Genomic DNA, 25,608 nt, shown 5'->3' on the forward strand with positions numbered 1-25,608 from the left:
AGCACGCTCGTTACAAGTGATTTAACATCACGAGGTAAAGTTATACAAAAATGGCAAAGTTGTACAATAAAATTTGACAAAAGATCACTGGTCAGATGTGTTGAGGGAGAGATGGCACACAGGACAAAGCGAGGCTTTCACTCTTTATGTTATATTATTCAGTGAATTAACAGGGATTTCCCATAAGATGATAACGTCTGCTGGTGAGTGCCAGCTATTTTTCTGCCGTCCTGTAAAACGATACAATAGCCGTTCAGGCAGACATTTTTGCAAAAAACCTGTACAGCCCGTACAGGTTTTTTTGCGCAGGAAAAGCGGACAACGCAACACAGCTGCTGCAATCCTGTCCGCCTGACAGGTCATGCCACATAATTCACTTCCCACGCCTGATGCAGAAGGCTAAGGTTGAGCCCTTATTCATCACAAGGAAATGATCATGGTTCACGACTATTTTGCGATTCCGCCTGCGGGCGTGACGCAGGAACAACATAAACGTTCAGTGGCTGTGGCAGCGGCGCTGTCAGTGGCAAAGGAATCCGTCAGCGCTTCAACGTCAGCAACCGGTTCAAAAGCCTCCTGGGACCTGCAGGCCGTGGCGAATGAAATTGGTAATCTGGCCGATGCGATTCAGGATGCGCTGGAGAGTGATAGCCAGGCTTAAAGGCTAATCCGCAGCGTCTCAGACGGCTGCCGGGACGGGGCAGGGGATGGCAGTGTTCAGGAGCCGGTAACGTCCGGTGAGCGGACGCTGCCGGAGAGTCCTATTCCATCGTGGGTGGCTCATATTTAATATACTGACGCAGGGCGTCATGGATTGCCTGATTATTGCCTTCCTCCAGACCACGTTCGGCATATTCTTTCGCCAGCGCGGCCAGCACATCGTCAAATTTCCCTTTGTAGTTGAGATTATTGAGCGCAATTTGCTGACCGAGTATCGCTTTTAATACCGTGGTCTCAACCGTTAACTGCGCAACGGCTTCTTCCAGATGTTTAATTCTATCGTCGTCTGTCATAACCCCTCCATGCCTTAAAAAAGGCAGAATAACCAGCCCGCTCTGAATATTCAAACCTCGGCGAATGCCACAGAGACGTTGTCAGATTTTCCTTAAGTAAAAATAATCAGCGGGTGAATTTATAAGATTAGTTACTGAAAGAAAAAAACGCTGATATTCCCGTGCTGCGGCAAAAGTAACCCGTTTCCGCTTACTCTCACAGCAGTGAGAAAAAAGAGGATTAAAAAAGTGTATTACCATCAACTCCTTTGCTTAAAAATGTTCCGTGTCACTTGATTAAAAGGGGGATTAGCTATTACTGTATTTATATACAGTAATCTGAGCAAGGAGTGAAATTGTGGAATTCATTAAACCTGCGGACATTCGCGCCGTTATGCCTTTACCGCTTTATATCGAACGTGTGCCGTGCGGATTTCCCTCCCCGGCGCAGGATTATGTCGAACAACGTATCGATCTCAATGCGCTGATGGTGCAGCATCCCAGTGCCACCTATTTTGTCCGCGTCAGCGGCGAGTCGATGATTGAGGCGGGCATTAACGATGGTGATATGCTGGTGGTCGACAGCTCGCTCACCGCCTCACACGGCGATATCGTGGTGGCCGCCGTCGATGGTGAATTTACCGTTAAACGTCTTCAGCTTCATCCCTGCCTGCAACTGATGCCGATGAACACCAAATTTAAACCGATCGCTATCCAGACCGAAGATGCGCTGGAAGTGTTTGGTGTTGTGACCTTTGTTATTAAATCGACGCACTGACCATGTTCGCGCTGGTCGATGTGAACTGCTTTTATGCATCGTGCGAAACCGTTTTCCGGCCCGATCTGAAAGGCAAACCGGTGGTGGTGCTGTCGAATAACGACGGCTGTGTGATTGCGCGCAGCGCCGAGGCAAAAAAAGCCGGCATTAAAATGGGTGCACCCTATTTTAAAATGCGTGAAGAGCTGACGCGTCATGCGGTACAGGTCTTCAGCTCAAATTACGCGCTCTATGCCGACATGAGTGAGCGGGTGATGACCATCCTCGAAGAGATGGCTCCCTCGGTGGAGATCTACTCGATCGACGAGGCGTTTATGGATCTTACCGGCGTGCAGAACTGCATGGCGCTGGAGACCTTTGGCCGGCAGGTTAAAGAACGGATCCGCAAAGAGACCCATCTGACCGTCGGCGTCGGCATTGCACAGACCAAAACGCTGGCTAAGCTGGCGAATTTTGCGGCCAAAAAGTGGAGCAAAACCGGCGGCATTGTCGATCTGTCGGACCCCGAACGACAGAAAAAGCTGCTGGCGCTGATTGATGTGGCTGACGTCTGGGGCGTAGGGCACCGGATCGGCAAACGGCTCAACGCCATGGGCGTTATGACGGCGAAAGATCTGGCCGATCAAAGCACCGAATCCATTCGCAAACAGTTCAGCGTGGTGATGGAGCGTACCGTCAGAGAACTGCGTGGCGAATCCTGCCTGGAACTGGAGTCAGTGACACCGGATAAGCAGCAAATCATGTGTTCCCGTTCGTTTGGCAGCCGCATCTCCGATTATGACCAGATGCGTGAAGCCGTCTGTGCCTATGCTGAGCGTGCGGCAGAGAAGCTACGCCGCGGTAACCAGTATTGCCGTCAGGTGGGGGTCTTTGTGCGTACCAGCCCGCATGCTACGGATGAACCCTTTTATGGTAATCAGTCTACCGGCCAGTTGGTCATCCCGACACAGGACACGCGCGATATTGTCGGCGTTGCGATGGCGTGTCTGGATAACATCTGGATTGAGGGGCATCGCTATATCAAGGCGGGCATCGTGCTGGGGGATTTTTTCAGTCAGGGCGTGGCCCAGCTTGATCTGTTTGACGAGCATCAGCCGCGCCGCAACAGCCAGGAGCTGATGCAGCTGATTGATAAAATTAATAAAATCGGCAGCGGAAAACTCTGGTTTGCCGGGCAGGGGATCAACAAGGCCTGGGCAATGAAGCGCGAGATGCTGTCACCTGCCTATACCACGCGGGTAACGGATTTGCCGGTGGCGGCGGTTAAGTAGGCGCGGGTCCGGCTTCCTCTGTTGCTGACGTAGCAGCTGTTATACGCTTTTTTATCACGCGATTAAAGTGACAGGAAGTGATGCTTTGCCTGGCCCGATGAGTAGTTTTTCATCGGGCATTTTAAAAAAATAACCACGTAAATATAGTGGGTTTCAGAGCGTTTGAAGCCAGAGTCATGCTCTGGCCTGCAATACAATTCACAGCAATCATTCAATCCCGCCACCATGACGACGATGAGATTTATGTGGTCGACGGCAACAGCACTATAAAAACCCGACTCTTTTTATGTTTTGCTGACAATGAGCACCACGCCAGCCTGCTTATTAAGCAGTCTATGTTATGGCTGATTAAAATAAACACGCAGCAACGGGCAGATCGCCGCAAAGAGACCGCGTTATTATCTGAGTAAATCGTGACCGGTTTGCTCTGTAACCTCTGCCGGGTTGCAGGGTACAACCGGTTACTCCCCTTGATCATCAGGCGACAGAAACGGACAGGCGTCAGTGTCAGGCCGCTATCTATACTTGTTACCCATGCCTGGGATAGAATCCGGGCTGATTCTGACAGGAACGTCCTTACCAGACCGGTAACAATGATCATGACAGCGACAGCGCAAAAAAACAAAGAGCGGGGACGTCCCAGAGAGTTCGATATTGAACAGGCTCTGGATCAAGCCATGATCGTTTTCCGACAAAAAGGGTATCACGCCACATCAATAAGCGATCTGGGTGAGGCGATGAACCTCTCTGCAGGCAGCATCTACAAGGCCTTTAAAGATAAGCGCTCGCTCTTTCTGCAGGTGTTTGAACGTTATCTGTTGCTCAGAAATACCGAGCTGCGCCGTCGTCTGGCACCCTGTGTCAGCGGACGGGAAAAAATAACCGAGCTATTGCAGTTCTATCTTGACTCGGCGCGCGCCATCGAAGGGCGGCGCGGCTGTCTGGTCGTTGCCAGCGCCATTGCGCTGCAGACGATGGATCAGGCGCTGGGGCAGCGCATTGATGAGGTGGTTCAGCGTAATCAGCGCTTCCTGGTCTCGCTGCTGGAGCTGGGGCAACGGGATGGCTCAATCGATAACACACTGGACAGTGAAGCGGCAGCCGGTTTAATCCTCTGCATGGCATACGGTATGCGGGTTGCAGGCAAGGTCAGCGATGTGACCAACGAACAGCAGACGCTGGCGCTGGCATTGAAAGTGCTGGGGTAATCATTACGGGGAGGGGCATCAGTATACCGGCATTTCCCCGCCCACGTTTTTCGGACAGAAAAAGTCTGCAGTGCGCTTTTCCCGACGCTGTTTATGTGCCAGGCTTTTACGCTTTATTCTGTAGCGTAGAAAATTAAGGCCTGCTTCGTGAAAACCTCAATCTTACTGACACTCGTCGCCGCTATTGGCTGCTCTGTCTTTGCTGCACAGGGGGGATTTGAAACCCGCGCAGTGAAACATCCGCTGCAACAGCAGGTGACGGAAAGCGGAGAGCCCTGACGCGCTGACAGAAGTCGCTGGCAGAGAGCGTCCGCTGCTTAACGGCCAAACAGCAGGCTGATGAGGGCACGGTAATGACGCTCCTCTTCCTGCGTGGACGCTGTCTCCAGCCGACGGAGAAGTTTGGTGCAGATCGATTTACGGTTTACGTTCCCGCCTGCATGCAGAATTTCCACCACCACCTGACCCAGCGTTTCCTGCTGTGAGGGCAGGCTTGCCGCATTAAAATAACGGGCAATATCGTCTGCCGTCCGCGGCAGTCTCTGGTTCGGGTACATGGATAATTTCCTGTGAGGTGATGGAAAAACGATCGGCTTGCGCCGAAGTTATACAAAAAAATCGAATCTGTATAGCTATTTCAGCGCAGGACCGGTGGTTTTCGTGCGATCTGCATAGCTTCTGGCGATAAACAGAAAAAATGCAAAAACTGGCGTGATGCCGCGGAGTGGTGAGTGGCACCAGGCGAGGCCTGGCACCCTGAACCGACAGGACATTCTTTAGCACATTAGCGGTAATCTTTAAGGTAAACCGGCGCCTGTCCGGTTTCAACCAGCCAGTTTAATTCGGCGCGGTCGCGCGTTGAGGCCTCGATAAAGCCTTTAAGCCAGTTGCGTGTATCAGCAATCTGCGCGACGCGCTCATCGCTGCGTTCGTTTTCAGCCATTTCAGCCAGCTGGCGAATCAGTGATACCAGCGTGATCTCCTGCTCTTCAAACGCCAGATTAATGGCGGCTTCACCAAGAATGATATGACCGATTGTTTTATCATGGTAAACCATCAGCGACCTCCTGATTGAATAACGATATGAATAGTCTAGTTAAAGGTCATCCGGACTAAAAGATCGGAAACCGCCGATAAACACAGTTGAAATGATTAAAAAATAAAATGAACCTTTAAGCGAAGCGATAAGCCTCTAATAAAAAAGAATAAAAACAGAGTTCTGTTTTACGGGTAAAAGAGCTTGAGCTATTAAGCTGGTTAAAAAGGGTAGGGGTTGCCTGAAATTCAGATAAGTAATAAGCAGGTGAATCACGATTACTGTCATGTTGACTGCCATATTATGGCTATAACATAACGGATATTTCTGATTCGAATCGGCAGGTGGCGGGAAGCTTCGTTCGTACCACATGTTGCGCTAAGCACAGGAAAAAATAAAGCCGCCTACGGGCGGCTTTATTAAATGAACGATAGTGCCCGGTTTATTTCTTCGGTACTTCAGAAACCGCTTTAACGTCCGCTTTATTAATCTGTTGCTTCACGCCATTGGCGTCGGTGTAGGCCAGCAGACCGGCATCTGACTCAGAAGGCTTGCCATCACTAATAATGGTACGTCCATCATTAGTCTGAATCGCATAACTGGTACGGGTGCAGCCGGTTAATACGGTCATACCAATCAATGCGGCGAGAGGTAAAATCAGCGCTTTTTTCATCTTATTCACCTTATATTAGTTGTCGAGTTCACTCATATTACTGATCTCATTGCGATTGATCTGCTCAGTTTTTCCTGTCTGAGCATCGCGATAAGAAACCAGGCCAGTATCTGAATCGATCTGCGGTTTACCATCAGTGACAATGGTACGGCCATCAGTGGTCTTAATTGACTGATTCGAGGCGCAGCCTGCAAGCGTACCTAAAGAAAGCGCCAGCAAAGCAATGGCTGACAGGGATTTCATTTTCATTTTTTTTAACTCCATGAAGTATAACCAGACGTTTACAGCATAGACGGCTTTATAGAGTTTGCTGACCCTGTCACGTTTCGCTGCCGGTTTTTTAGACAAAAAAGGGGGGTGTAGCGATTATTCACGGGAATGACGGTGGGGAATAGCATTTATTGCAAATGTGCACGGCTGTTTATGCCGTTTCAGCAGAGGCATTACATGGCCTGAATAAAAGTGAGGTCAGGGTGGAAAATAAGCACGGCAGCCGGAGCAGATATTCTTCGTTAAAGCCAGCGTCGCCATAGGAGTAATCGTCTGCACCAGCGTTAACGGCTGCTTATATCCGCTGGCCCGATACCCTGATGACTATCGGGCCAGTGAAGAAGGGGATCAAAGAATGGAGTCTTCGCCGGCTTTGGCTGCCGCTTTTTCCGCTTTCATGGCGCTGACCGGATCGGATGCGCTCAGCCAGCGATCAAATTTCTGGTAGGTGTCGATAAAGGTTTTAAAGTAGCTGCTGGCGACGGTGGCATTCTCTTTGTGGTTCATAAACGCCACAGCCAGCTTAAATGCATCTTCGTTATCAAATTTCATATTTGTTTTCCTCGCTTAAGATCTATAGAGCGTAGCCTGAGAACGCGGTCTGTGCATTCAGACAACCGCCTGAAAATGCGGAATAATTCAGGCGGCATGACAGCATCCACCAGATTGGCGCGGATTCCCACTTACTTCGCGCAAAATCCTTCTTATAATGCCAGCTTCACTCGTGAAGGAGACCCGCTTATGTTGAAAGGATTGACCGTTGCCGCGGTGCTGTTGCTGTCCGGCTGTAGTCTGATGCATAAACAGCCACCGTTGCCGCAGACCCTGCATTATCGCTGTGGAACCCTGCCCCTGACCGTGACACTGGATGAGGCGAACGAGCAGGTGAGCTTCATCATGGATGGCCAGCCCCTGACGCTGAAGCAGACGGTATCGGCTTCCGGCGCACGCTATAGCGACAACACCTATGTGTTCTGGTCCAAAGGAAACGGCGCATTTATCGAACGTAACGATAAAATCGTCGTGAACGATTGTGAGCTGCAACCTGCCAGCTGACTCTTTATCTGAATAGGCGAGCATTATGAGCGACAGCGAAACGCTACACACCATTGCCCATCTGCGGCGTGAATATACCCGCGGCGGATTGCGTCGTAAGGATCTGCCGGATGATCCGATTGCGCTGTTTGAACAGTGGCTGAGCCAGGCGTGTGAAGCAAAACTGCCCGATCCCACGGCAATGACCGTGGCCACCGTGGATGAGCAGGGCCAGCCGTGGCAGCGTATCGTGCTGCTGAAGCACTTCGATGCGCAGGGCATGGTGTTTTACACCAATCTTGGCAGCCGCAAGGCGCTGCAGCTGGCGCACAATCCACGTATCTCCCTGCACTTCCCGTGGCACTACCTGGAGCGTCAGGTGATGGTGCTGGGCGAAGTGGAGAAACTGTCGCCGCTGGAGGTGCTGAAATATTTCCACAGCCGCCCGCGCGACAGTCAGATTGGAGCCTGGGTGTCGAAGCAGTCGAGCCGTATTTCGGCCCGTGGCATTCTGGAAGGGAAGTTTCTGGAACTGAAACAGAAGTTCCAGCAGGGTGATGTGCCGCTGCCCAGCTTCTGGGGTGGATACCGCGTGAAATTTCACACAGTGGAGTTCTGGCAGGGCGGCGAACATCGCCTGCACGATCGTTTCATCTATCAGCGCGATCACGATGGCTGGAAAATCGACCGTCTGGCACCCTGAATCTGCATGATTTCCCCCTATCAGCGCTGGCACAGAAGGCGTCAGCGCTTTATGCTATAGCCCTCATTTTTTTCGATTCCGCAACTCAGCGGAAAGCTGTGTACCAGCATAGGTGCAGTCTGATCAATTTGGAGTCAGTAATGACCAGCAGTAACCTGATACAACAATTGCAGGAGAGGGGCCTTATCGCCCAGGTGACGGATGAAGACGCGTTAACAGAGAAACTGGCGCAGGGGCCAATTTCGCTCTATTGCGGCTTTGACCCCACTGCTGACAGCTTGCATTTGGGCCATCTGGTACCGCTGCTCTGCCTGAAGCGTTTTCAGGATGCCGGCCATCAGCCGGTGGCACTGGTCGGGGGTGCAACCGGCCTGATTGGCGACCCGAGCTTCAAAGCCGCAGAGCGTAAACTTAATACCAGCGACACCGTCAACGAATGGGTTGAGAAGATCCGCCAGCAGGTGGCGCCATTCCTCGACTTCGATTGCGGCAGCAACAGCGCAATCGCCGCCAACAACTACGACTGGTTTGGCAGCATGAACGTGCTGACCTTCCTGCGTGACATCGGTAAACACTTCTCCGTTAACCAGATGATCAATAAAGAAGCGGTGAAGCAGCGTCTGAACCGTGACGATCAGGGCATCTCCTTTACCGAATTCTCTTACAATCTGCTGCAGGGCTATGATTTCGCCTGCCTGAACGAGCGTCACGGCGTATCGTTGCAGATTGGCGGTTCCGATCAGTGGGGTAACATCACCTCCGGTATCGACCTGACCCGTCGTCTGCATCAGAACCAGGTCTTTGGTCTGACCGTTCCGCTGATCACCAAGTCTGACGGCACCAAATTCGGTAAAACGGAAGGCGGCGCAGTCTGGCTCGATGCGAAGAAAACCAGCCCGTACAAGTTCTATCAGTTCTGGATCAACACCGCTGACGCCGATGTCTATCGCTTCCTGAAGTTCTTCACCTTCCTGAGCATTGAAGAGATCAACGCGCTGGAAGAGGAGGACAAAAACAGCGGCACCGCGCCACGTGCGCAGTATGTGCTGGCTGAGCTGGTAACGCGTCTGGTGCATGGCGAAGCGGGTCTGTCGGCGGCAAAACGCATCACGGCCAGCCTCTTCTCTGGCTCCGTGAGCGACATGACCGAAGCCGATTTTGAACAGCTGGCGCAGGATGGTATGCCCACTATCGTACTGGGCGCTGACGACGATCTGCAGCAGGCGCTGGTGAAAGCCGAGCTGGTGCCGTCTCGCGGTCAGGCACGCACCATGATCGGCTCCAATGCCGTTTCTCTGAATGGTGAAAAGCAGTCTGACGCGGAATACCGCTTCAGCGACAGCGACAAACTGTTTAACCGCTTTACGCTGCTGCGTCGCGGTAAGAAACATTACTGCCTGATTAACTGGCAGTAAGATTTCAGGGCCGGTTTCCGGCCCTTTTTTATGGCAAGGCAGGACAGGGCAAACAAGTGAAAAATATTTTAGCGATTCAGTCGCATGTTGTTTTTGGTCACGCCGGTAATGCGGCGGCTGAGTTTCCGATGCGCCGTCTGGGAGCAAACGTCTGGCCGCTGAACACCGTGCAGTTTTCCAACCATACGCAATATGGTCACTGGACCGGCACGGTGATGCCTGCCACGCATTTAACTGACATCGTTAAAGGCATCGCAGATATTGACCGTCTGAAGACCTGCGACGCGGTGCTGAGCGGCTATCTGGGTTCGGCAGAGCAGGGTGAGCAGATTCTGCAGATTGTTCAGCAGGTCAAAGCGGCTAATCCAGATGCCTGGTACTTCTGCGATCCGGTGATGGGTCATCCCGAGAAAGGCTGCATCGTGGCACCCGGCGTGGCGGAGTTTCACTGTAAAATGGCGATGCCGGCCAGCGACATCATCGCCCCGAACCTGCTTGAGCTGGAGATGCTGAGCGAACGCACTGTCACCGACGTCGACGCGGCAGTCGACGCTGCGCGGGCGCTGATTGCCCAGGGACCACGCGTGGTGCTGGTGAAGCATCTGGCGCGCGCCGGTCGTCGCAGCGATCGCTTTGAGATGCTGCTGGTGACGGCGGAAGACGCCTGGCACATCAGCCGTCCGCTGGTCGATTTCGGTGTGCGTCAGCCGGTCGGCGTAGGCGATCTTACCAGCGGTCTGCTGCTGGTGAATCTGCTGCACGGCAAATCATTGCAGGATGCGCTGGAGCACGTCACTGCGGCGGTCTATGAGGTGATGCTGAAAACCCATCAAATGGGCGAGTATGAGCTGCAGCTGGTGGCGGCCCAGGATGCCATCGCCAGTCCAACGCAGCACTTCACGGCCGAAAAGCTGTAATGCATCAGGGCCGGTTGACCGGCCCTGTTCACTCAGGCTAAGCCTTCCGCTTTCAGCGCCGCCTGCACCGCAGGACGTTCCGCAACACGATCAAACCACGCCTCCAGCGCCGTAAAGCCGGACAAATCCAGTCCCAGCGCTTTTGCCCAGCGCGTCACCACAAACAGATAGGCATCCGCCACGCTGAAATGCAGCCCCATCAGCCACTGTTTGTCACGCAGTGACGCATCGACATAGCGGAATTTCGCTTCCAGCTGACTGCGCGTCTGCGCTTTCACCTCATCGGAGTAACCCGGGCGAAACAGCGGCCCGAAGCTTTTGTGCAGCTCACTGCCGATGTAGCTGAGCCACTCCACGGTGTGATAACGCGTCAGGCTGCCGACCGGTGCCAGCAGATGACGATCGGGCTTGAGATCTGCCAGGTACTGCACAATGGCAACGCCTTCCGTCAGCACGGTGCCGTCGCTGAGCAGCAGCGCGGGCACCTGACCTTTAGGGTTAATCTGGCGGAAATCATCGCCCCGTTCAGTGCGTTTTGTGGCCAGATCAACGTTCACCTGAGTGAAATCGAGACCGCATTCGCGCATGACAATATGGGGAGAAAGAGAGCAGGCTCCTGCTTTGCAAAACAGTTTCATGACCATGTACTCCTTGTTGCAATGGGATCACAGCATAGTAAAGGCTCAGGGTGGAATTACCAGTGATAAGGATCAGGGATCGATGAGGGGAAAGGGTCAGCAATAAAAAAAGCCGGGCAGAGCCCGGCTGATTCGTATCACGGCAGCGATGACGCCTGCACGTTATTTTTTCGCGTCAGGATCCTGCGCCATGCGGTTCAGCATCGGCGCCGTAATCAGCATCAGCAGGGCGATCACCGCCGTCACGATACCAATCTGCTGGAATACGCGGCTGTAGGTCGCCAGCGAAATCAGTGGATCGGTAACGTTTTCCGGCACCGCCATCAGGTTGGCCACTTTACCGGCAATGACCGCCGCGCCTGCGGTGGTCAGGAACCAGGAGCCCATGATAAAGCCCATCAGACGCTGAGGCACCAGCTGTGCCACCATCGCCAGGCCGAGGCCGGAGATCATCAGCTCACCGATACTCTGCAATGCATAGCTCAGGATCAGCCAGTTAACAGAAACGATACCGGCATCGCTGGCGAACTTCGCGCCCACCGGCAGCACCAGGAACGCCGCGGAGCAGAGCACCATACCAAAGGCAAACTTGTGCGGCATAGGCAGCTTATCGCCCAGCTTGTTGTAGAGCGCCGCCAGCAGCGGACTGGCCAGCATGATCCAGAACGGGTTCAGCGCCTGGAACTGCTCGGGCGCAAAGGTAATGCCGAGAATCGTGTGCTCAACGTTGCGGATAGCAAAGAAGTTGAGTGACGTTGGCATCTGCATGTAGAGCACGAAGAAGAGAATCGCTTCGACCATCAGCAGGAAGGCCACAATCATTTTACGACGCGCCGCGCCCTGCAGTGCAAAGGCTTCTTTAGCAAACACCAGCACGATACCCAGCGCAATGACCGCCAGCACCAGGCGTGCAATGACCTGATGATGCAGCATCCAGTTCGCCAGCGCGATTAGCACCACGACGCCAACCAGGGTCATCAGCAGTTTTCCAACCTGCAACGGTGCAAAGTCCGGCTTAGAACCGTAATCCTTGACCATGCGTTTACAGAACAGGAAGTTAAACAGGGTGATGATCAGACCGATAACGCACAGTGAGAAGGCAACGCTATAACCATATTTCGCCGCTAACCACGGGGTGAGCATCATCGAAAACAGTGAACCGATGTTGATCGACATATAGAACATGGTGAAGGCACCATCGATACGCGGATCATCTTTTTCGTAGCAGGTGGAGAGCAGAGAAGAGGGGTTCGCCTTGAACAGGCCGCTGCCCACGGCGATCGTTGCCATACCGATATAGACGATGCTGACGTTATGACCAGAGAATGCCACCAGCGCATAACCCAGCGCCAGCACCAGCACGCCCAGCACAATCACACGTTTGGTGCCCAGCACTTTATCGCCGAGCCAGCCGCCAATGGCGACAAGTCCATAAACCAGCGCGCTGAATGAAGAGAACAGGGTGATGGAGTCTGATTCAGACAATCCCAGTTGCTTCACCAGGTAAACCGCCATAATGGCCTGCAGGCCATAGAAGCCAAAACGTTCCCATAACTCAATCGAGAAGATTAAGTAGAACGCCTTCGGCTGTTTAAACGCATTGAGACTGACAGCCTCATCAGTGTGTTTGTTTGCAGTTGACACATGTACCTCAGTTTTTTCATACCCTGTTTCGGGACAGCAATTAAGTCCGCGTCATGTGAATTTTTCATGCGCGAGATTGTTATTAGAAGGGAAAAGCGGCGACTAATTTGGCTGATTACGGGCGGCAGGGCAAGAATTTTCTGACAACCTGCCTGAGCTGATAATCCAGAGTTAAAAACCTTATAACAAACTGTTGATCAGGTTTTAATATTGATGGAAAAGAGTATATCAGTATAAATCAACTGAATGCGAGTGAGGCGCTGGATGAATTTAACATTAACTGCTAATGAAGAGTAATTCAGATGAAACGTTTGCCGCAGATTTTATCAGCAGCATTTACAGGAGGTTTCAGGCCATTATTCAGGCAATGTGACGAAAAAGTAAACGTTAACGTGTCTCATCTGGCGGCAAAGCATACAATTGCTGATCGAGAGCACAAACCAGCGATTTAATTCAGAAAGCAAAAGAAGAAACCGATTGCGTTGCTGCGCAGGAAAGCTAAAAAGCCTGTCGGCAGCATAAACCTGCAAAAAAGTTTCCGCTGAAGAAAAGAGAAGCAGACTGTGATGAAGGCATGATGCTCCCTGTACTGAGTGGCAGCATTATGACGCGACTGTCAGGCCGCTCGACTTGAAGTTAACATTCCTGTAACTTCTCCATTTCTCCGGAAAGGATCATTCCAATGTCGTCTCCCCTGCGCTTATCTCTGGCTGGTGACTACCGCGCGGATGCGGTTGCCCATCAGGCCATTCCTCTTGCTATTGAACGTGCTGCCCGCTGGCTGAACATAGCGGTTGAAGCTGAATGGGTTGCCAGCGAAAAACTCGCTGAATCCGATCTCAGACGCAGTGACGCAGTCTGGGTGGTGCCGGGCAGTCCCTATCATAATGATGAGGCCGTTTTCGATACCATTCGCTGGGCGCGGGAAAACGGAAAGCCTTTCCTGGGCTCCTGTGGGGGATTCCAGTATGCGGTCATCGAGTATGCACGCAATGTACTGGGCTGGCACGATGCCAGTCATGCCGAAACCGACACCGGTGGGCGCATGGTCATAACCCCGCTGAGCTGCTCGCTGGTGGAACAGCGCGGCGCGGTCAGATTCGAACCTGGTTCGGGTATTGCTACGGCCTACGGCACGCTGGAAAGCGATGAAGGCTATCACTGTAACTTTGGCGTCAACCCCGAATTCAGTGCGGCGCTGGGTGATAACACCCTGCGTATTACCGCCTGGGATGAAGCAGGTGACGTACGCGGTGTGGAGCTGCCAGATCATCCTTTCTTCGTCGCGACGCTGTTCCAGTCAGAGCGCGCGGCACTACAGGAGAAAGAGTCTCCCCTGGTCATTGCCTGGATGCAGGCGGCGCTGGCACAACGTTAAACGCGGCCATCCTGTGACACTGTCACAGGATGGCCGTCATCAGCGCAGCAACGCCGGGCGTTTGGCGTTAAACGACCAGTTATCAATCAGAAACTGCATGCCCAGCGCATCGTTACGATTTTTATCCGGCAGCGAATTGTAGAGTGCATGTGCCGCTTCGACTCGTTCCATATTCAGGGTAATACCCAGCCCTGGCCCCTCTGGCAGTTCCAGATGCCCATCCCGAATCTGCGGCGCATGCTGCGTCAGCTGTTGTCCATCCTGCCAGATCCAGTGTGTATCAAAGGCCGTCAGGCGACCGCCGGGTGCAGCCGCCCCCAGATGCGCCACCATCGCCAGTGAGACATCAAAATGGTTGTTTGAATGGCAGCCGGTGGTCAGCCCCCACTCCTGACAGAGCTGTGCCACGGTATGCGCATTGCGCATCGTCCAGAAGTGCGGATCGGCCAGCGGAATATCAATAGCATTGAGCTGTAACGCATGCTGCAACTGTCGCCAGTCATTGGCGATCATATTGGTGGCGACCGGAATACCGGTGGCCCGTTTAAACTCGGCCAGCGTTTCCCGGCCGGAGTAGCCCTGCTCTGCGCCACAGGGATCTTCCAGATAGGGAATGCGGCCCGCCAGCTGTTTACCATAATAAATGGCTTCGTCCAGCGACCAGCTGGCGTTAGGGTCGACCGTGACACGAGCCTGCGGAAAACGCGCCAGCAGGGCATTAACCGTCTCGACCTCCACTTCACCGTGGTGTACGCCGCCCTTGAGTTTGAAGTCGCGGAAGCCATAGCGTTCCGCTGCGGCCTCAGCCAGCCGCACGACGCCTTGCGCATCCATTGCTTTTTCATGGCGCAGTTGCAGCCAGGCATCACCGCCGGCCTGGCCTGCCTGATAGTTCATACTGGTCAGGTTGCGGTCGGCGATATAGAACAGATAGCCGAGCACCGGCACCCGATCGCGCTGCCTGCCGCTGGCAAGTAATTCGGCAACCGGCAGATTCAGGTGCTGGCCCATCAGATCAAGCAGCGCGGCTTCAATCGCTGCGGTGGCGTTGTAGAACTTCTCCGGGTTCATCTGCGGAATGTGGATGTCATCGGTGTGCGCGGTCTGCTGATGTCGTGCATCACTCGCAAACAGCGTGGCGATCGTCGCATTCAGCCGCAGCAACTCGCTGCCCTCAATCTGCGGTCGAAAACGTGCCAGCAGCGCCAGCGTCGAAGCGTGACAGGGACTTTCGCCAACGCCGGTACGGCCAGCGGAATCGGTCAGGATTACCAGGATGCGGGTAAAGTAGCAGTTATGCGCGCCACCAACGTTCAGCAGCATGCTGTCATACCCGGCGACCGGCACCACACGCATTGTTTTAATGACTGGACTGTCTGACATGGTGATTCTCCATAGGATCAAGGGAAGGCGGGGATGGCCTGCGGCGCAGCAGCAGCCACAACCCGGTCAGCAGCGAGACGCTGGTCAGGGCATAGAGGCCGCCGGTAGTGGAGCCGGTTTTCATCTCCAGATAGCCAAACACCGTCGGTGCGAAAAAACCGCCAAGATTGCCAACAGAATTCACCAGCGCAATACCCGGCGCGACAATCGAGGCGGGCAGTTCTCCCTGCGGCATCGGCCAGAAAAAGGTGGCGCTGACTTTTGAGCCGATGCAGGCCACGATCATCGCCAGGAAGCCAAACCACGGGGAACCTAACGTCGCCATAAAAGTGCCGCAGGCCGCGACCAGCATGGCGACGCCCAGCGCTTTATCGAGTCTGTCACGGTGGCGATCTGAAAAGCGGCTCAGCAGGTTGATGGCGATAATGGCGCACAGCCAGGGCACGGCGGTGAGAATGCCGATACCAAAACTGCTGAAGCCCTGAATGCGCTGAATAATCTGCGGCAGCCAGAACACCAGCGTGTAACCGGTCATGGTCATGGTGAAGAAGATTGCGCAGAAGAACAACAGGCTGCGATTGCGTAACAGCGACATTTTTCCCGGCTCACGATTAAGCGCGTCACGCTGCGCCTCTTCACTATCCAGTTGCTGCACCAGCGCCTGTTTCTCCGCGTCACTCAGCCAGCGCGCATCAGCAGGACGCGACACCAGTACCCAGGCGGCGAGGATCCCGATCAGTACCGAGGCACCACCTTCGAGAAACATCACCCATTTCCAGCCCGCTATTCCCAGAAAATTATGCATCATCAGGATAGCGCCTGTGATCGGCCCGGAGAAGAGGAAGGCGCCAGCCGTGGCGCTCAGGACCATTGCAGTGGCCCGACCGCGCCAGGCATTGGGCACCCACTGACGGAAATAGAACAGCACGCCGGGAAAGAAGCCCGCTTCGGCGACGCCCAGTAAGAAGCGCAGCAGGTAAAATTGAATGGGTGAGGTGACGAATCCGGTCAGGACCACCACGAATCCCCAGGTAATCATGATGCGTGTCAGCCAGACGCGTGCGCCAAATCGCTTCATCATCAGATTGCTCGGCACTTCAAACAGCGCATAACCAATGAAAAAGAGGCCCGCACCCAGACCAAAGGCGGCGGCGCTGATCCCGGCATCGGTGCGCAGCTCGGCTTTAATAAAGCCAATGTTGGCGCGGTCGATCTGATTAATGATCAGCATCACCACCAGCATTGGGATGATATGGGTGAAGAATTTTTTGATGGCGGAGGCGATCAGCTCATCGTGCTGCGGGGATAAGGCGCTATCCATCGTTCTTCCTCATGAGAAACGTAAAGAAGAGCAAAGTGTAGGGTACTGAAAAGGCGGGCTCTATGGGCATCCGCCCAGGACCGGATGGGCGTCCGGCCTGGGTGGCTGTGTTATCAAGATGTTACTGGAAAGGTGAGGCGAAGCGGCTGAGCAAAACTGTGGCAGCGATCAACGTTGTGTGTGTCAGTCGGCCACGCGGAATATGCCGACAGTACAGGATGCGCCAGCAGCGGTCAGACTTCAGCCGCTAAACTGACGGCGCTGCGCAATCTCTTCAGCGCGCAGCAGCAGCGCCTGCAAATCATCTTCGTCAATATCCAGCAGTTCGCCGCCCTGTAAAGCCTGATGCAGATCGGCACGCGTGAGCGGGACCGGCATGGCAACCGGCTCGGGTTTAACTTCCTGAGGCGCCAGCGGATGGGGGTAGCGACGACCGGCCAGATTATTTAACAGCAGGGCCAGCAGAGCCAGCGTCAGTGAGTTAAGCAGAATCGGCGTCAGGACAAAGTGATAACCCAGCTGCTGCACTGAAGGCCCGCCCAGAATAGCGGTCAGCGCCACTGCGCCGCCGGGCGGATGCAGACAGCGCAGCTGGAACATCAGCAGGATCGCCACACAGGCCGCGACACCGCAGGCGATGGCCGGATCGGGAATCAGCTGGCTGACAGTGACGCCTGCCAGCGCGGACAGGCTGTTGCCGCCGACGATTGCCCACGGCTGCGCCAGCGGACTGGCAGGCAAACCAAAGAGCAGGACTGCTGATGCGCCAACCGGGGCGACAAACCAGAGGTTCAGCTCGCCCAGCATCCAGTGGCTCAGCAGACTGGTCAGCACCAGGCCAATGCCCGCACCCAGTCCGGCGATCACCACATGTTTTTTACTGACTGCCAGCGGATGCGGCCAGAGGCGTGCCAGAAGCAGGCGCAGAGGAGGCCTTCCAGCAGAAGGGCTTTTCTTCATTACGTTACTCACCGTGTCATAACTTTTTCTTATCATCAGGGGCGGCGATTTTCCATCATCAACATCAATGTAACAACCCGACAAACTGTGCCGGTATTCAGGCGCGTCGGAAAGCGTGGTGAAAAGGCGGATCGCGCAGGAGAGGTCATGCAGCGGGCACAGCAAGATAATAAAAAACCCGCCGCAGCGGGTCAGTTATCAAATCACTCGACTTTGTCGGGGTACTCGCAGAGATCTTCAATCAGGCAGGCGCCGCAGCGCGGTTTACGTGCCACGCAGGTGTAGCGGCCGTGCAGTATCAGCCAGTGGTGACAGTCAACCTTATAGGCTGCCGGAACTACCTTCAGCAGCTTCTGCTCGACCTCTTCCACATTCTTACCCGGCGCAAATTTTGTCCGATTGCTGACGCGAAAAATATGGGTATCAACGGCGATCGTCGGCCAGCCAAAGGCGGTATTGAGCACCACATTGGCGGTTTTACGGCCAACACCGGGCAGGGCTTCCAGCGCTGCACGATCTTCCGGCACTTCGCCGTTGTGCTGCTCCAGCAGAATGCGGCAGGTCTTAATCACATTCTCCGCTTTGCTGTTAAACAGGCCGATGGTTTTGATGTATTCCTTTACGCCATCCACGCCCAGCGCCAGCATCGCGGCAGGCGTATTCGCCACCGGATAGAGCTTCGCGGTGGCTTTGTTCACGCTGACATCGGTCGCCTGCGCCGAGAGCAGCACCGCAATCAGTAGCTCAAACGGCGTGCTGAAGTTCAGCTCGGTGGTCGGATGCGGATTGTTCTGCTGCAGCCGGTGGAGGATTTCGGTGCGTTTGGTCTGATTCACACCGCTTTCCCGGCTACGCCCTGAGGGGCCGCGGTTTCAGCCGCCTGAGCACGCAGCGCTGCACGCTGTTTCATCTTCTGATCGATCAGGTACTTGGCCGCCAGCATCATGCCCAGGCCGATAAACGCGCCAGGCGGCAGCATGGCCAGCAGCATCGGCGAGTCGAAATGCACCACTTCGATACGCAGCGATTTTGCCCACGGGCCAAGCAGCTGGTCGGCACCGTTAAACAGCGTGCCGCTGCCGATGATTTCGCGCAGCGAACCCAGCACCACCATGGCGCAGGTTGCGCCCATACCGATGGCGAAGCCATCCAGCGCCGAGAGCGGGATGCTGCTTTTAGAGGCGACGGCTTCAGCACGGCCCACCACGATGCAGTTGGTCACGATCAGCGGGATAAAAATTCCCAGCGACTGATAGAGACCGTAGGCATAGGCGTTGATCAGCATCTGCACGCAGCTCACCACCGAAGCGATGATCATCACATAAATCGGAATACGGATTTCCGACGGCACCCAGCGGCGCGAGGCGGAAATGAAACTGTTGGTCAGGGTCAGCACCAGCGTGGTAGCCAGACCTAAACCCAGCGCGTTCGTCGCCGTCGCCGTTACCGCCAGCAGCGGGCAGAGGCCCAGCAACTGTACCAGTGCTGAGTTATTCTTCCACAATCCACCAACCAGCAGACTTTTAGCTTCACTCATTTGTGTCTCCACATGCCGGTAACGAAGAGAGTCTCTCCGGAAGCGTTTTCATCAATAGCGCGGTGCGTTTCGTCGCATTGACCACCGCGCGTGGGGTAATGGTGGCGCCAGTAAATTGATCGAAATCGCCGCCATCTTTTTTAACTGCAAAAGCTTTATCCGCCGGACCCTGCACCACTTTGCCATTAAAGCTGTTGATCCAGTCAGAGATGCGCAGTTCGATCTTATCGCCAAGGCCAGGCGTTTCATGGTGTTCAATCACCCGCACGCCCAGTACTTTACCCTGGAAATCGGCACCGACCAGCATCTGTATCGCACCAGAATAGCCGTCAGGTGCGGTTGTCTCCAGTGCAGCCGCGACCGGCTGGCCCCCTTTACGTGCCAGGAAGAGATGATGCGGCGCATTGTTGCCCAGCGCTGCATCCGTGACAACGTAACAATCCTGCTGAATGTTGTTGTCATACAGCTCAACCGGCACCACCTGGTCCAGCAAACTTTTCTGCTGTAACTGGGTCTGATGCTCCACCGTTGGTTTGGTGACCGTATTCACCACCGCGGTAGCGGCCGTGGTAATCGCGGCGAAAATCGCCAGCGTGACGCCATTTTTACGAATCGTCTCCAGCATCGCTTAATCCTTCTGATGGCCGTAAACGCGCGGCTGGGTGTAGTAATCGATGAGCGGCACGCAGATGTTGGCAAGCAGAACCGCAAACGCCACGCCATCGGGATAGCCGCCAAAGCTGCGGATCAGCCAGACCAGCAGTCCAATCAGCGCGCCATACACCAGGCGGCCACGGTTAGTCGTTGAGGCGGTCACCGGGTCGGTGGCAATAAAGAACGCGCCCAGCATGGTGGCACCGGAGAAAAGGTGAATCAGCGGACTGTTCAGCGATTCCGGGGAGAAGAACCAGCCCAGTGTGGCGCAGAACGCCAGTGACAGCAGCATGGCGGCCGGAATATGCCAGCGAATCGCACTCTTCCACAGCAGGAACAGGCCGCCCGCCAGGTAACCGACGTTCACCCACTGCCAGCCGAGCCCGGCCAGCACGCCGCTGTAAATCGGCTGCGCCAGCAGATGTTCGGCACTGTGGCCGGCACGTAAGCCGGTTTTAAAGGTATCCAGCGGGGTCGCCTGGCTGATGCCATCCACACCCAGCTGCAACTGCTGCATGGTGTCACCCGCCACCGTGTGGCCCTGGAACACCATGCTCAGACTGTCCATCAGTCCGGGTTTAATCGCCTGTAGCATGTCAGGCGGCAACCAGCTGGTCATCTGCACCGGGAAGGAGATCAGCAGCACCACATAGCCAACCATCGCCGGGTTAAACGGGTTCTGGCCCAGTCCGCCATAGAGCTGTTTGGCAATGACCACCGCAAACAGGGTACCAATGACCACCAGCCACCAGGGCGCCAGCGGCGGCAGGCTGATACCGATCAGGATGGCGGTCAGCAACGCCGAGTTATCCGCCAGGGTGCTGGCAACCGGTGCTTTACGCAGACGCAGGATCGCCGCCTCTGTCAGCCAGGCGGTAAGGGTCGCCAGTAAGACCTGTAAAACGGTGCCGTAGCCAAAAAAATAACACTGTGCAGCAAAACCGGGCACCGCCGCCAGCACCACCAGCAGCATGATGTTGCCGGTACTTCGGCGGTTATGGGTATAGGGAGAACTTGCGATACGAAAAGCCATTTAATCCTCAAGCGTCGTAGACGACTGCGCTTTACGCGCTTTGGCACGGGCGATGGCGGCGGCAATAGCGGCCTTGCGCGCATCATCGGGTTGATTCAGTTCAGGTGCCTGTTCAGGTTCAGCATTGGCGTTATTTGCCTGCTCCTGCGCCTGTTCCGCGTTCTCTACCGCAAAGTGTGCGGCGGTGGCGAGCGCTGCGGCGTCACGTGACGCGGCATCCGCCGCACTTTCAGCCTGCGCGGCTTTCTTCGCTTTGGCGCGGGCGATAGCCGCCTGAACGGCGGCTTTACGCGGATCGGTTTCAGCGGCAGCGTCCGACGCGGCCTCTGTAACGCTCTCCGATACAGCCGGAGCCGTCGCATCAGCGCCTTCTGCCTGCGCGGCTTTCTTCGCTTTGGCGCGGGCGATAGCCGCCTGAACGGCGGCTTTACGCGGATCGGTTTCTACGGCGGCGTCCGACGCGGCTTCTGGAACGCTCTCCGAAGCAGCCCGCGTCGTCGCATCAGCGCCTTCAGCCTGTGCCGCTTTCTTCGCTTTGGCGCGCGCTACAGCGGCCTCGACGGCGGCTTTACGCGGATCGACACTGGCGTCAGCAGCCGTATCAGCCGGTGAAACTTTCTTCGCTTTTGCCCGAGCAATAGCCGCTTCAACCGCCGCTTTACGCGGATCGACTGACTGACGCGTCACCGGCTGGGTTTCAGCCTGAGCCTCTGCCTGACGCAGACGCGCCTGCGCATGGCGGGCCTCACGCTGCGCTTCAAGCGACGCTTCATCCGGTTCAGCGGCCTGGCGGGCTTTCACCCGCGCTTTGGCTGCGGTCAGTTCGCTGGTATCGGTGCGGGCAACTCGCTGTTTCGCCTCTTCATGACGCGCTTCACGGGCCTGCTTCTCACGCTCCAGGCGCGCCTGACGCGCTTCGAAGCGGGCTTTGGCCTCCAGCGTGCGTTTCGCTTCCAGATCGATGGCGCGCAGTTCCGCTTTTTCCTGACGGTAATATTGCACCAGCGGGATATTACTCGGGCAGACATAGGCGCAGGCACCGCATTCGATGCAGTCATCAATATGATGTGCACGCGCTTTATCGTGATCGCCGCCCTGGCTGTACCAGTAAAGCTGCTGCGGCAGCAGCTTAGCCGGACACGCATCGGCACAGGCAGAGCAACGAATGCAGGACTGCTCTTCGTCGTTATTGCCCATCTCACTGGCAGAGGGCGCAAGAATACAGTTGGTAATCTTCACCACCGGCACATCCAGCGATGGCAGGGTAAAGCCCATCAGCGGACCGCCCATAATCACCATCTGACGCGGTGCAGGCGTGAAACCCACCTGATGCAGCAGATGGCTGATTGGCGTGCCAAGACGACTCCAGACGTTACGCGGCTGGGCAATCGCCTCGCCGGTGAGCGTCACGACGCGTTCGGTGATCGGTTCACCATTGATGATGGCCCGTTTAACCGCCCAGGCGGTACCGACGTTCTGCATCAGCACGCCGATATCGGTTGAGCGTCCGCCGTGCGGCACTTCCATGCCGGTCAGAATGCGGGTCAGCTGCTTGGCACCGCCGGAAGGATATTTGGTCGGGATCACCCGGATTTGCAGATCGCGCTCGCTGCCCAGCGCCTGTTTCAGTGCGGCGATCGCTTCGGGTTTATTATCTTCAATGCCAATCAGTACCCGTTCAGCCTGTAACACCCAAGCGAGAATGCGGCTGCCTTCCAGCACTTCGGCGGCGTAATCCTGCATCAGGCGATCGTCAGCGGTGATGTAAGGTTCACACTCCGCCGCATTAATAATCAGGGTTTTAACCCCGCGCAGGCCGCCTTTCAGTTTGGTGGCGGTCGGGAAGCCCGCGCCGCCCAGCCCCGCGATGCCCGCATCATGAATTCGCTGCACGATGTCGGCGCGCGGATGCTGACGGTAGTCTGGCAGCGGATCGAGCGGCATCCAGCGGTCTTCACCATCGGGCGTCAGGAAGATGCAAAGTTCGGACAGACCAGAAGGGTGCGCGGTCATATGCTGACCGATATCCGCAATTACGCCAGAGGTGGGTGCATGGACCGGCAGCATACGGCCGGTACCAAAGGTCAGGGGCTGGCCGCGCAGCACTTTGTCGCCGGGCGCAACGCAGATCTCACCTTCATGTCCGATGTGCTGTTTCAGCGGAATAATAAAACGGTGCGGCAACGGCAGTTCGCTGAGCGGCGTGCCGTTGGACTGGGTTTTCATTTCGGGCGGATGAATGCCGCCCTGAAAATCCCAGACCTTCTCTTTTTTCAGGAAGTTAAACAGATTAAGCATGAGTTTCTACCGGGATCACCCGTACAGGAATGGTATTCAAATCCCACTTCCAGTTAGCTGGCGTGGTGGCGACCGGACGCATTTCAATACAGTCAGTCGGGCAGGGCGCGACACAGAGATCGCAGCCGGTGCAGACATCGCTCAGCACAGTGTGCATGGCGCGGGTTGCGCCGACAATCGCATCAACCGGACAGGCCTGAATACATTTGGTGCAGCCAATGCAGTTGGCTTCATCGATAAACGCCACGGTGCGCACCGGCTCTTTCGCCGTTTCATCGCCATCAATCGGCTGCGGTTCAACGTTAAGCAGCGCAGCCAGCTTGAGCATGGTCTGCTCCCCGCCCGGCGCGCATTTATTGATTGCTTCTCCGTTGTTGCCGACCGCATCGGCATAGGGTCGGCAGCCCGGATAGCCGCACTGGCCACACTGGCTCTGTGGCAGAATGGCATCAATCTGCTCAACGATAGGATCTTCTTCGACCTCAAAGCGGCGCGAGGCGTAACCCAGCAGGGCGCCAAACACCAGGCTCAGGGCGCTTAATACAGCTATAGCAATCCAGATCGCGGTCATCAGAATTTCACCAGACCGCTGAAGCCCATAAACGCCAGCGCCATCAGGCCTGCGGTAATCAGGGCAATGGAGTTACCTTTGAACGGCGCAGGCACGTTGGCCAGCACCAGTCGCTCACGCATTCCCGCGAACAGCACCATGACCAGCGAGAAGCCGATAGAGGCACTGAAACCATACAGCGCGGCCTGCATAAAGGTGTGGTTAAGGTTAACGCTCAGCAGAGGCACGCCCAGCACTGCACAGTTAGTGGTGATCAGCGGCAGGAAGATACCCAGCAGGCGATAGAGCGACGGGCTGGTTTTACGCACCACCATTTCGGTGAACTGCACGACGACAGCAATCACCAGGATATAGGCCATGGTGCGCAGATAGACCAGGTCCAGCGGCAGCAGGATCAAGTGGTTGACCAGCCACGCGCAAATAGAGGCCAGCGTAATCACGAATGTCGTGGCGAGGCCCATGCCAATCGCCGTTTCCAGTTTTTTGGAAACGCCCATAAAAGGACAGAGGCCGAGAAACTTCACTAAGACGAAGTTATTCACCAGCACGGTGCCAACAAAGAGAAGCAGATAATCGGTCATTTTTTCGCCTGGGAGCCGGAAAGCGGCTTATTATCATTGATAGCGCGGCGTATCTCAATATCCGCGCCTCCCGCAAGGCGGCAGACCGCACTCAGAATTAAATTCCTGACATAACTCACAGCGTTACGGCGCGATAAAGGTGGTTTTTACCCGCTTTGAACGTTTGAAATAGGGTGCAAATACCGCCGCCGCGAGCAGTGACAGCAGTAACGTCTGAAGAGCACGGCTATCGGCAACCGGCGTAAAAGCAAAGGTTTTCAGCGCCAGCAGCACGGTTATGAGCAGCCAGAGCAGATAGTGGCGCGGCAAACGGCGCGAGCGCTTAAAGAAAAGCCAGCTGATCCAGAGGCTGTAGGCCCAGACCGCCACGGCGGTAAGCAGCGAGATGGCCCAGTAAGAAAGGAGGGTGCTGCCGTGTGAAAACAGCGCCACACGCCATTCCGGATTAAAGAGGGGGGTCAGATACATCGCCAGCACCAGAACGGTGGTTAACAGGGTCATTATCAGCCAGGCCAGCGGCAGCAAAAGCCAGCCACCAATACGCGGCGCAGCAACCTGTTCATTCATCGTGGTTATTCCTGTCTCGGGGAGTCGAAGCGCAGCAGAATAACATGTCCAGAGGGGCACGCCCATCCGGACAAGGTCAGAGGTAAAGAGAGCGATTAATCAGCCGGATATCAGACCACGTAGCGCCACACCGTTTTAGGGACACAGCCAAGATCATATAATCGTCCGCCAGAAACCAGTTCGGCACGACGATGATCGGCAGCCCGATACATATTGATGATTTCCATATCATTTGTAAGGGAGTAGTTAAGGTGATCGAAAAGCTTTTCCAGACTGTCTGAATTATTTACTTTGCGGAATTTAAGCAGGTAATCGTGCGCAGTCATCATTGCCATAACAGATAGAAGTACAAAGGAGTGCTCAGTATAGGGGGCAAGCCAGGGCTGTCCAGATCGGGCCGGTTAAAAAAGGCGAAAATCAGACTAAAGCACCTTATCAGCTATTAAAAGTCCAAATCTGCTATTTTTATCGCAGTCAGTGCCAGCCTGCCCGCGGGATGATAGTAAATATGGCATTAGCTCACAGAAATCCATGCCGGAATACATCGTTGAACGCGTATTTTAAATATCATTTTGCATTCCTTCAGGCCAGCCAATGCATCAATGCCTCCTTTCTGACAATTTCCGGTCAGAAGAAATAATCCTTTTGAAACCACGCGCATAGAAACGTTTCGCGTCCAATCAGCACGCGCAAACGACTGTGCGGGCAATCACAAATCCCATTTTTTGTTCATCGCAGGCCGGAT

General features: G+C 55.1%; 30 protein-coding genes. 10 read left to right on the top strand and 20 right to left on the bottom strand.

The genetic code is table 11. The annotated features are described in order from the left end of the window. Window positions 1–436: 436 nt before the first annotated feature. A complete protein-coding gene (locus AC6I8J_RS08635) occupies window positions 437–661 on the top strand; it encodes a hypothetical protein (protein ID WP_033732545.1) in 225 nt (74 codons plus the stop codon). Between the two features lie 100 nt (window positions 662–761). On the opposite strand, the gene AC6I8J_RS08640 is transcribed toward AC6I8J_RS08635, so the two are convergent. Beyond that, a complete protein-coding gene (locus AC6I8J_RS08640; protein ID WP_161732499.1) occupies window positions 762–1,013 on the bottom strand; it encodes a hypothetical protein in 252 nt (83 codons plus the stop codon). Window positions 1,014–1,350: 337 nt separating this feature from the next. On the opposite strand from AC6I8J_RS08640, the gene umuD reads away from it, so the two are divergent. The 4 genes from umuD to AC6I8J_RS08660 all read left to right on the top strand — a co-directional run bounded on the left by umuD (window position 1,351) and on the right by AC6I8J_RS08660 (window position 4,528). Further along, complete coding sequence (gene umuD / locus AC6I8J_RS08645; RefSeq protein WP_013357748.1) at window positions 1,351–1,770, top strand: translesion error-prone DNA polymerase V autoproteolytic subunit; 420 nt, start codon at window positions 1,351–1,353, stop codon at window positions 1,768–1,770. Between the two features lie 2 nt (window positions 1,771–1,772). Next, window positions 1,773–3,041 carry a translesion error-prone DNA polymerase V subunit UmuC gene (umuC, locus tag AC6I8J_RS08650; RefSeq protein ID WP_161732497.1) on the top strand — a complete coding sequence of 423 codons (1,269 nt, stop codon included), beginning with the start codon at window positions 1,773–1,775 and terminating at the stop codon, window positions 3,039–3,041. A 593-nt stretch (window positions 3,042–3,634) separates the two neighbouring features. Beyond that, window positions 3,635–4,249, top strand: coding sequence for a TetR/AcrR family transcriptional regulator (locus tag AC6I8J_RS08655; protein ID WP_497825259.1), 615 nt, complete (start codon window positions 3,635–3,637; stop codon window positions 4,247–4,249). 147 nt (window positions 4,250–4,396) lie between these two features. Further along, on the top strand, window positions 4,397–4,528 hold the full coding sequence (locus tag AC6I8J_RS08660; protein ID WP_260058131.1) for a hypothetical protein: 132 nt from the start codon (window positions 4,397–4,399) through the stop codon (window positions 4,526–4,528). Window positions 4,529–4,566: 38 nt separating this feature from the next. On the opposite strand, the gene ycgZ is transcribed toward AC6I8J_RS08660, so the two are convergent. From ycgZ to AC6I8J_RS08685, 5 genes are all read right to left on the bottom strand, one after another. After that, window positions 4,567–4,806 carry a regulatory protein YcgZ gene (gene ycgZ, locus AC6I8J_RS08665; protein WP_161732493.1) on the bottom strand — a complete coding sequence of 80 codons (240 nt, stop codon included), beginning with the start codon at window positions 4,804–4,806 and terminating at the stop codon, window positions 4,567–4,569. A gap of 227 nt (window positions 4,807–5,033) precedes the next feature. Then, the gene (locus tag AC6I8J_RS08670) at window positions 5,034–5,306 is read right to left on the bottom strand and encodes a hypothetical protein (RefSeq protein WP_260058134.1); all 273 of its coding nucleotides are present in this window, start codon (window positions 5,304–5,306) and stop codon (window positions 5,034–5,036) included. 421 nt (window positions 5,307–5,727) lie between these two features. After that, window positions 5,728–5,958, bottom strand: coding sequence for a YgdI/YgdR family lipoprotein (locus AC6I8J_RS08675; RefSeq protein WP_010245445.1), 231 nt, complete (start codon window positions 5,956–5,958; stop codon window positions 5,728–5,730). A gap of 15 nt (window positions 5,959–5,973) precedes the next feature. Beyond that, a complete protein-coding gene (locus AC6I8J_RS08680; protein WP_010245442.1) occupies window positions 5,974–6,207 on the bottom strand; it encodes a YgdI/YgdR family lipoprotein in 234 nt (77 codons plus the stop codon). Window positions 6,208–6,576: 369 nt separating this feature from the next. Continuing rightward, window positions 6,577–6,780: a hypothetical protein gene (locus AC6I8J_RS08685; RefSeq protein ID WP_061062381.1), complete on the bottom strand. Its 204-nt coding sequence runs from the start codon at window positions 6,778–6,780 to the stop codon at window positions 6,577–6,579. Between the two features lie 189 nt (window positions 6,781–6,969). Between AC6I8J_RS08685 and AC6I8J_RS08690 the strand changes: the two genes are divergently transcribed. The 4 genes from AC6I8J_RS08690 (at window position 6,970) to pdxY (ending at window position 10,298) form a co-directional block, all read left to right on the top strand. After that, window positions 6,970–7,284 carry an MliC family protein gene (locus AC6I8J_RS08690; protein ID WP_161732489.1) on the top strand — a complete coding sequence of 105 codons (315 nt, stop codon included), beginning with the start codon at window positions 6,970–6,972 and terminating at the stop codon, window positions 7,282–7,284. A gap of 25 nt (window positions 7,285–7,309) precedes the next feature. Next, complete coding sequence (pdxH, locus tag AC6I8J_RS08695) at window positions 7,310–7,966, top strand: pyridoxamine 5'-phosphate oxidase (protein WP_253421794.1); 657 nt, start codon at window positions 7,310–7,312, stop codon at window positions 7,964–7,966. 140 nt (window positions 7,967–8,106) lie between these two features. Beyond that, window positions 8,107–9,381 carry a tyrosine--tRNA ligase gene (tyrS, locus tag AC6I8J_RS08700; protein ID WP_161732485.1) on the top strand — a complete coding sequence of 425 codons (1,275 nt, stop codon included), beginning with the start codon at window positions 8,107–8,109 and terminating at the stop codon, window positions 9,379–9,381. A gap of 56 nt (window positions 9,382–9,437) precedes the next feature. Then, window positions 9,438–10,298: a pyridoxal kinase PdxY gene (pdxY, locus tag AC6I8J_RS08705; protein ID WP_161732483.1), complete on the top strand. Its 861-nt coding sequence runs from the start codon at window positions 9,438–9,440 to the stop codon at window positions 10,296–10,298. 32 nt (window positions 10,299–10,330) lie between these two features. On the opposite strand, the gene gstA is transcribed toward pdxY, so the two are convergent. Continuing rightward, the gene (gene gstA / locus AC6I8J_RS08710) at window positions 10,331–10,936 is read right to left on the bottom strand and encodes a glutathione transferase GstA (RefSeq protein WP_222924085.1); all 606 of its coding nucleotides are present in this window, start codon (window positions 10,934–10,936) and stop codon (window positions 10,331–10,333) included. Between the two features lie 162 nt (window positions 10,937–11,098). Beyond that, window positions 11,099–12,580, bottom strand: a complete 1,482-nt coding sequence (gene dtpA / locus AC6I8J_RS08715; RefSeq protein WP_253421800.1) for a dipeptide/tripeptide permease DtpA — start codon at window positions 12,578–12,580, stop codon at window positions 11,099–11,101. A gap of 682 nt (window positions 12,581–13,262) precedes the next feature. On the opposite strand from dtpA, the gene AC6I8J_RS08720 reads away from it, so the two are divergent. Further along, a complete protein-coding gene (locus tag AC6I8J_RS08720; RefSeq protein WP_497825260.1) occupies window positions 13,263–13,958 on the top strand; it encodes a CTP synthase C-terminal region-related (seleno)protein in 696 nt (231 codons plus the stop codon). Window positions 13,959–13,997: 39 nt separating this feature from the next. Here the strand turns inward: AC6I8J_RS08720 and AC6I8J_RS08725 are convergent, their stop codons facing one another. From AC6I8J_RS08725 to ydgT, 12 genes are all read right to left on the bottom strand, one after another. Beyond that, window positions 13,998–15,341 carry an enolase C-terminal domain-like protein gene (locus tag AC6I8J_RS08725; RefSeq protein ID WP_497825261.1) on the bottom strand — a complete coding sequence of 448 codons (1,344 nt, stop codon included), beginning with the start codon at window positions 15,339–15,341 and terminating at the stop codon, window positions 13,998–14,000. After that, a complete protein-coding gene (locus AC6I8J_RS08730) occupies window positions 15,319–16,662 on the bottom strand; it encodes an MFS transporter (RefSeq protein ID WP_161732472.1) in 1,344 nt (447 codons plus the stop codon). Before AC6I8J_RS08730 ends, AC6I8J_RS08725 begins: the two co-directional genes overlap by 23 nt. A gap of 240 nt (window positions 16,663–16,902) precedes the next feature. Next, window positions 16,903–17,622 (bottom strand): HPP family protein, encoded by a 720-nt coding sequence (locus AC6I8J_RS08735; protein WP_497825262.1) that lies wholly within the window; start codon window positions 17,620–17,622, stop codon window positions 16,903–16,905. 203 nt (window positions 17,623–17,825) lie between these two features. Continuing rightward, window positions 17,826–18,458: an endonuclease III gene (gene nth / locus AC6I8J_RS08740; RefSeq protein WP_161732468.1), complete on the bottom strand. Its 633-nt coding sequence runs from the start codon at window positions 18,456–18,458 to the stop codon at window positions 17,826–17,828. Then, complete coding sequence (locus AC6I8J_RS08745; RefSeq protein ID WP_161732466.1) at window positions 18,455–19,159, bottom strand: electron transport complex subunit E; 705 nt, start codon at window positions 19,157–19,159, stop codon at window positions 18,455–18,457. Before AC6I8J_RS08745 ends, nth begins: the two co-directional genes overlap by 4 nt. Then, window positions 19,152–19,784 (bottom strand): electron transport complex subunit RsxG, encoded by a 633-nt coding sequence (gene rsxG, locus AC6I8J_RS08750; protein WP_161732464.1) that lies wholly within the window; start codon window positions 19,782–19,784, stop codon window positions 19,152–19,154. Before rsxG ends, AC6I8J_RS08745 begins: the two co-directional genes overlap by 8 nt. Window positions 19,785–19,787: 3 nt before the next feature. Next, entirely contained in the window at window positions 19,788–20,846 is a 1,059-nt protein-coding gene (gene rsxD, locus AC6I8J_RS08755) for an electron transport complex subunit RsxD (RefSeq protein WP_222924080.1), read from the bottom strand. Further along, window positions 20,847–23,144 (bottom strand): electron transport complex subunit RsxC, encoded by a 2,298-nt coding sequence (gene rsxC / locus AC6I8J_RS08760; RefSeq protein ID WP_497825263.1) that lies wholly within the window; start codon window positions 23,142–23,144, stop codon window positions 20,847–20,849. Continuing rightward, window positions 23,137–23,715: an electron transport complex subunit RsxB gene (gene rsxB / locus AC6I8J_RS08765; protein ID WP_033786241.1), complete on the bottom strand. Its 579-nt coding sequence runs from the start codon at window positions 23,713–23,715 to the stop codon at window positions 23,137–23,139. The genes rsxC and rsxB overlap by 8 nt, the downstream gene beginning before the upstream one ends. Further along, complete coding sequence (rsxA, locus tag AC6I8J_RS08770) at window positions 23,715–24,296, bottom strand: electron transport complex subunit RsxA (protein WP_003853423.1); 582 nt, start codon at window positions 24,294–24,296, stop codon at window positions 23,715–23,717. The genes rsxB and rsxA overlap by 1 nt, the downstream gene beginning before the upstream one ends. A 123-nt stretch (window positions 24,297–24,419) precedes the next feature. Beyond that, window positions 24,420–24,863, bottom strand: coding sequence for a DUF2569 domain-containing protein (locus tag AC6I8J_RS08775; protein ID WP_161732458.1), 444 nt, complete (start codon window positions 24,861–24,863; stop codon window positions 24,420–24,422). A 110-nt stretch (window positions 24,864–24,973) separates the two neighbouring features. Continuing rightward, on the bottom strand, window positions 24,974–25,189 hold the full coding sequence (gene ydgT / locus AC6I8J_RS08780; protein ID WP_033782999.1) for a transcription modulator YdgT: 216 nt from the start codon (window positions 25,187–25,189) through the stop codon (window positions 24,974–24,976). Window positions 25,190–25,608 lie beyond the last annotated feature (419 nt).

The sequence above is a fragment of the Pantoea sp. X-Soil-ISGK-355 genome (assembly GCF_059730805.1).

Coding starts and splice junctions, on each gene's coding strand:
- AC6I8J_RS08635 (WP_033732545.1), top strand. CDS start 437: ATGGTTCACGACTATTTTGCGATTCCGCCTGCGGGCGTGACGCAGGAA.
- AC6I8J_RS08640 (WP_161732499.1), bottom strand. CDS start 1,013: ATGACAGACGACGATAGAATTAAACATCTGGAAGAAGCCGTTGCGCAG.
- umuC (WP_161732497.1), top strand. CDS start 1,773: ATGTTCGCGCTGGTCGATGTGAACTGCTTTTATGCATCGTGCGAAACC.
- AC6I8J_RS08655 (WP_497825259.1), top strand. CDS start 3,635: ATGATCATGACAGCGACAGCGCAAAAAAACAAAGAGCGGGGACGTCCC.
- ycgZ (WP_161732493.1), bottom strand. CDS start 4,806: ATGTACCCGAACCAGAGACTGCCGCGGACGGCAGACGATATTGCCCGT.
- AC6I8J_RS08670 (WP_260058134.1), bottom strand. CDS start 5,306: ATGGTTTACCATGATAAAACAATCGGTCATATCATTCTTGGTGAAGCC.
- AC6I8J_RS08675 (WP_010245445.1), bottom strand. CDS start 5,958: ATGAAAAAAGCGCTGATTTTACCTCTCGCCGCATTGATTGGTATGACC.
- AC6I8J_RS08680 (WP_010245442.1), bottom strand. CDS start 6,207: ATGAAAATGAAATCCCTGTCAGCCATTGCTTTGCTGGCGCTTTCTTTA.
- AC6I8J_RS08685 (WP_061062381.1), bottom strand. CDS start 6,780: ATGAAATTTGATAACGAAGATGCATTTAAGCTGGCTGTGGCGTTTATG.
- AC6I8J_RS08690 (WP_161732489.1), top strand. CDS start 6,970: ATGTTGAAAGGATTGACCGTTGCCGCGGTGCTGTTGCTGTCCGGCTGT.
- pdxH (WP_253421794.1), top strand. CDS start 7,310: ATGAGCGACAGCGAAACGCTACACACCATTGCCCATCTGCGGCGTGAA.
- tyrS (WP_161732485.1), top strand. CDS start 8,107: ATGACCAGCAGTAACCTGATACAACAATTGCAGGAGAGGGGCCTTATC.
- gstA (WP_222924085.1), bottom strand. CDS start 10,936: ATGAAACTGTTTTGCAAAGCAGGAGCCTGCTCTCTTTCTCCCCATATT.
- AC6I8J_RS08720 (WP_497825260.1), top strand. CDS start 13,263: ATGTCGTCTCCCCTGCGCTTATCTCTGGCTGGTGACTACCGCGCGGAT.
- AC6I8J_RS08725 (WP_497825261.1), bottom strand. CDS start 15,341: ATGTCAGACAGTCCAGTCATTAAAACAATGCGTGTGGTGCCGGTCGCC.
- AC6I8J_RS08730 (WP_161732472.1), bottom strand. CDS start 16,662: ATGGATAGCGCCTTATCCCCGCAGCACGATGAGCTGATCGCCTCCGCC.
- AC6I8J_RS08735 (WP_497825262.1), bottom strand. CDS start 17,622: ATGAAGAAAAGCCCTTCTGCTGGAAGGCCTCCTCTGCGCCTGCTTCTG.
- AC6I8J_RS08745 (WP_161732466.1), bottom strand. CDS start 19,159: ATGAGTGAAGCTAAAAGTCTGCTGGTTGGTGGATTGTGGAAGAATAAC.
- rsxG (WP_161732464.1), bottom strand. CDS start 19,784: ATGCTGGAGACGATTCGTAAAAATGGCGTCACGCTGGCGATTTTCGCC.
- rsxD (WP_222924080.1), bottom strand. CDS start 20,846: ATGGCTTTTCGTATCGCAAGTTCTCCCTATACCCATAACCGCCGAAGT.
- rsxC (WP_497825263.1), bottom strand. CDS start 23,144: ATGCTTAATCTGTTTAACTTCCTGAAAAAAGAGAAGGTCTGGGATTTT.
- rsxB (WP_033786241.1), bottom strand. CDS start 23,715: ATGACCGCGATCTGGATTGCTATAGCTGTATTAAGCGCCCTGAGCCTG.
- rsxA (WP_003853423.1), bottom strand. CDS start 24,296: ATGACCGATTATCTGCTTCTCTTTGTTGGCACCGTGCTGGTGAATAAC.
- AC6I8J_RS08775 (WP_161732458.1), bottom strand. CDS start 24,863: ATGAATGAACAGGTTGCTGCGCCGCGTATTGGTGGCTGGCTTTTGCTG.
- ydgT (WP_033782999.1), bottom strand. CDS start 25,189: ATGACTGCGCACGATTACCTGCTTAAATTCCGCAAAGTAAATAATTCA.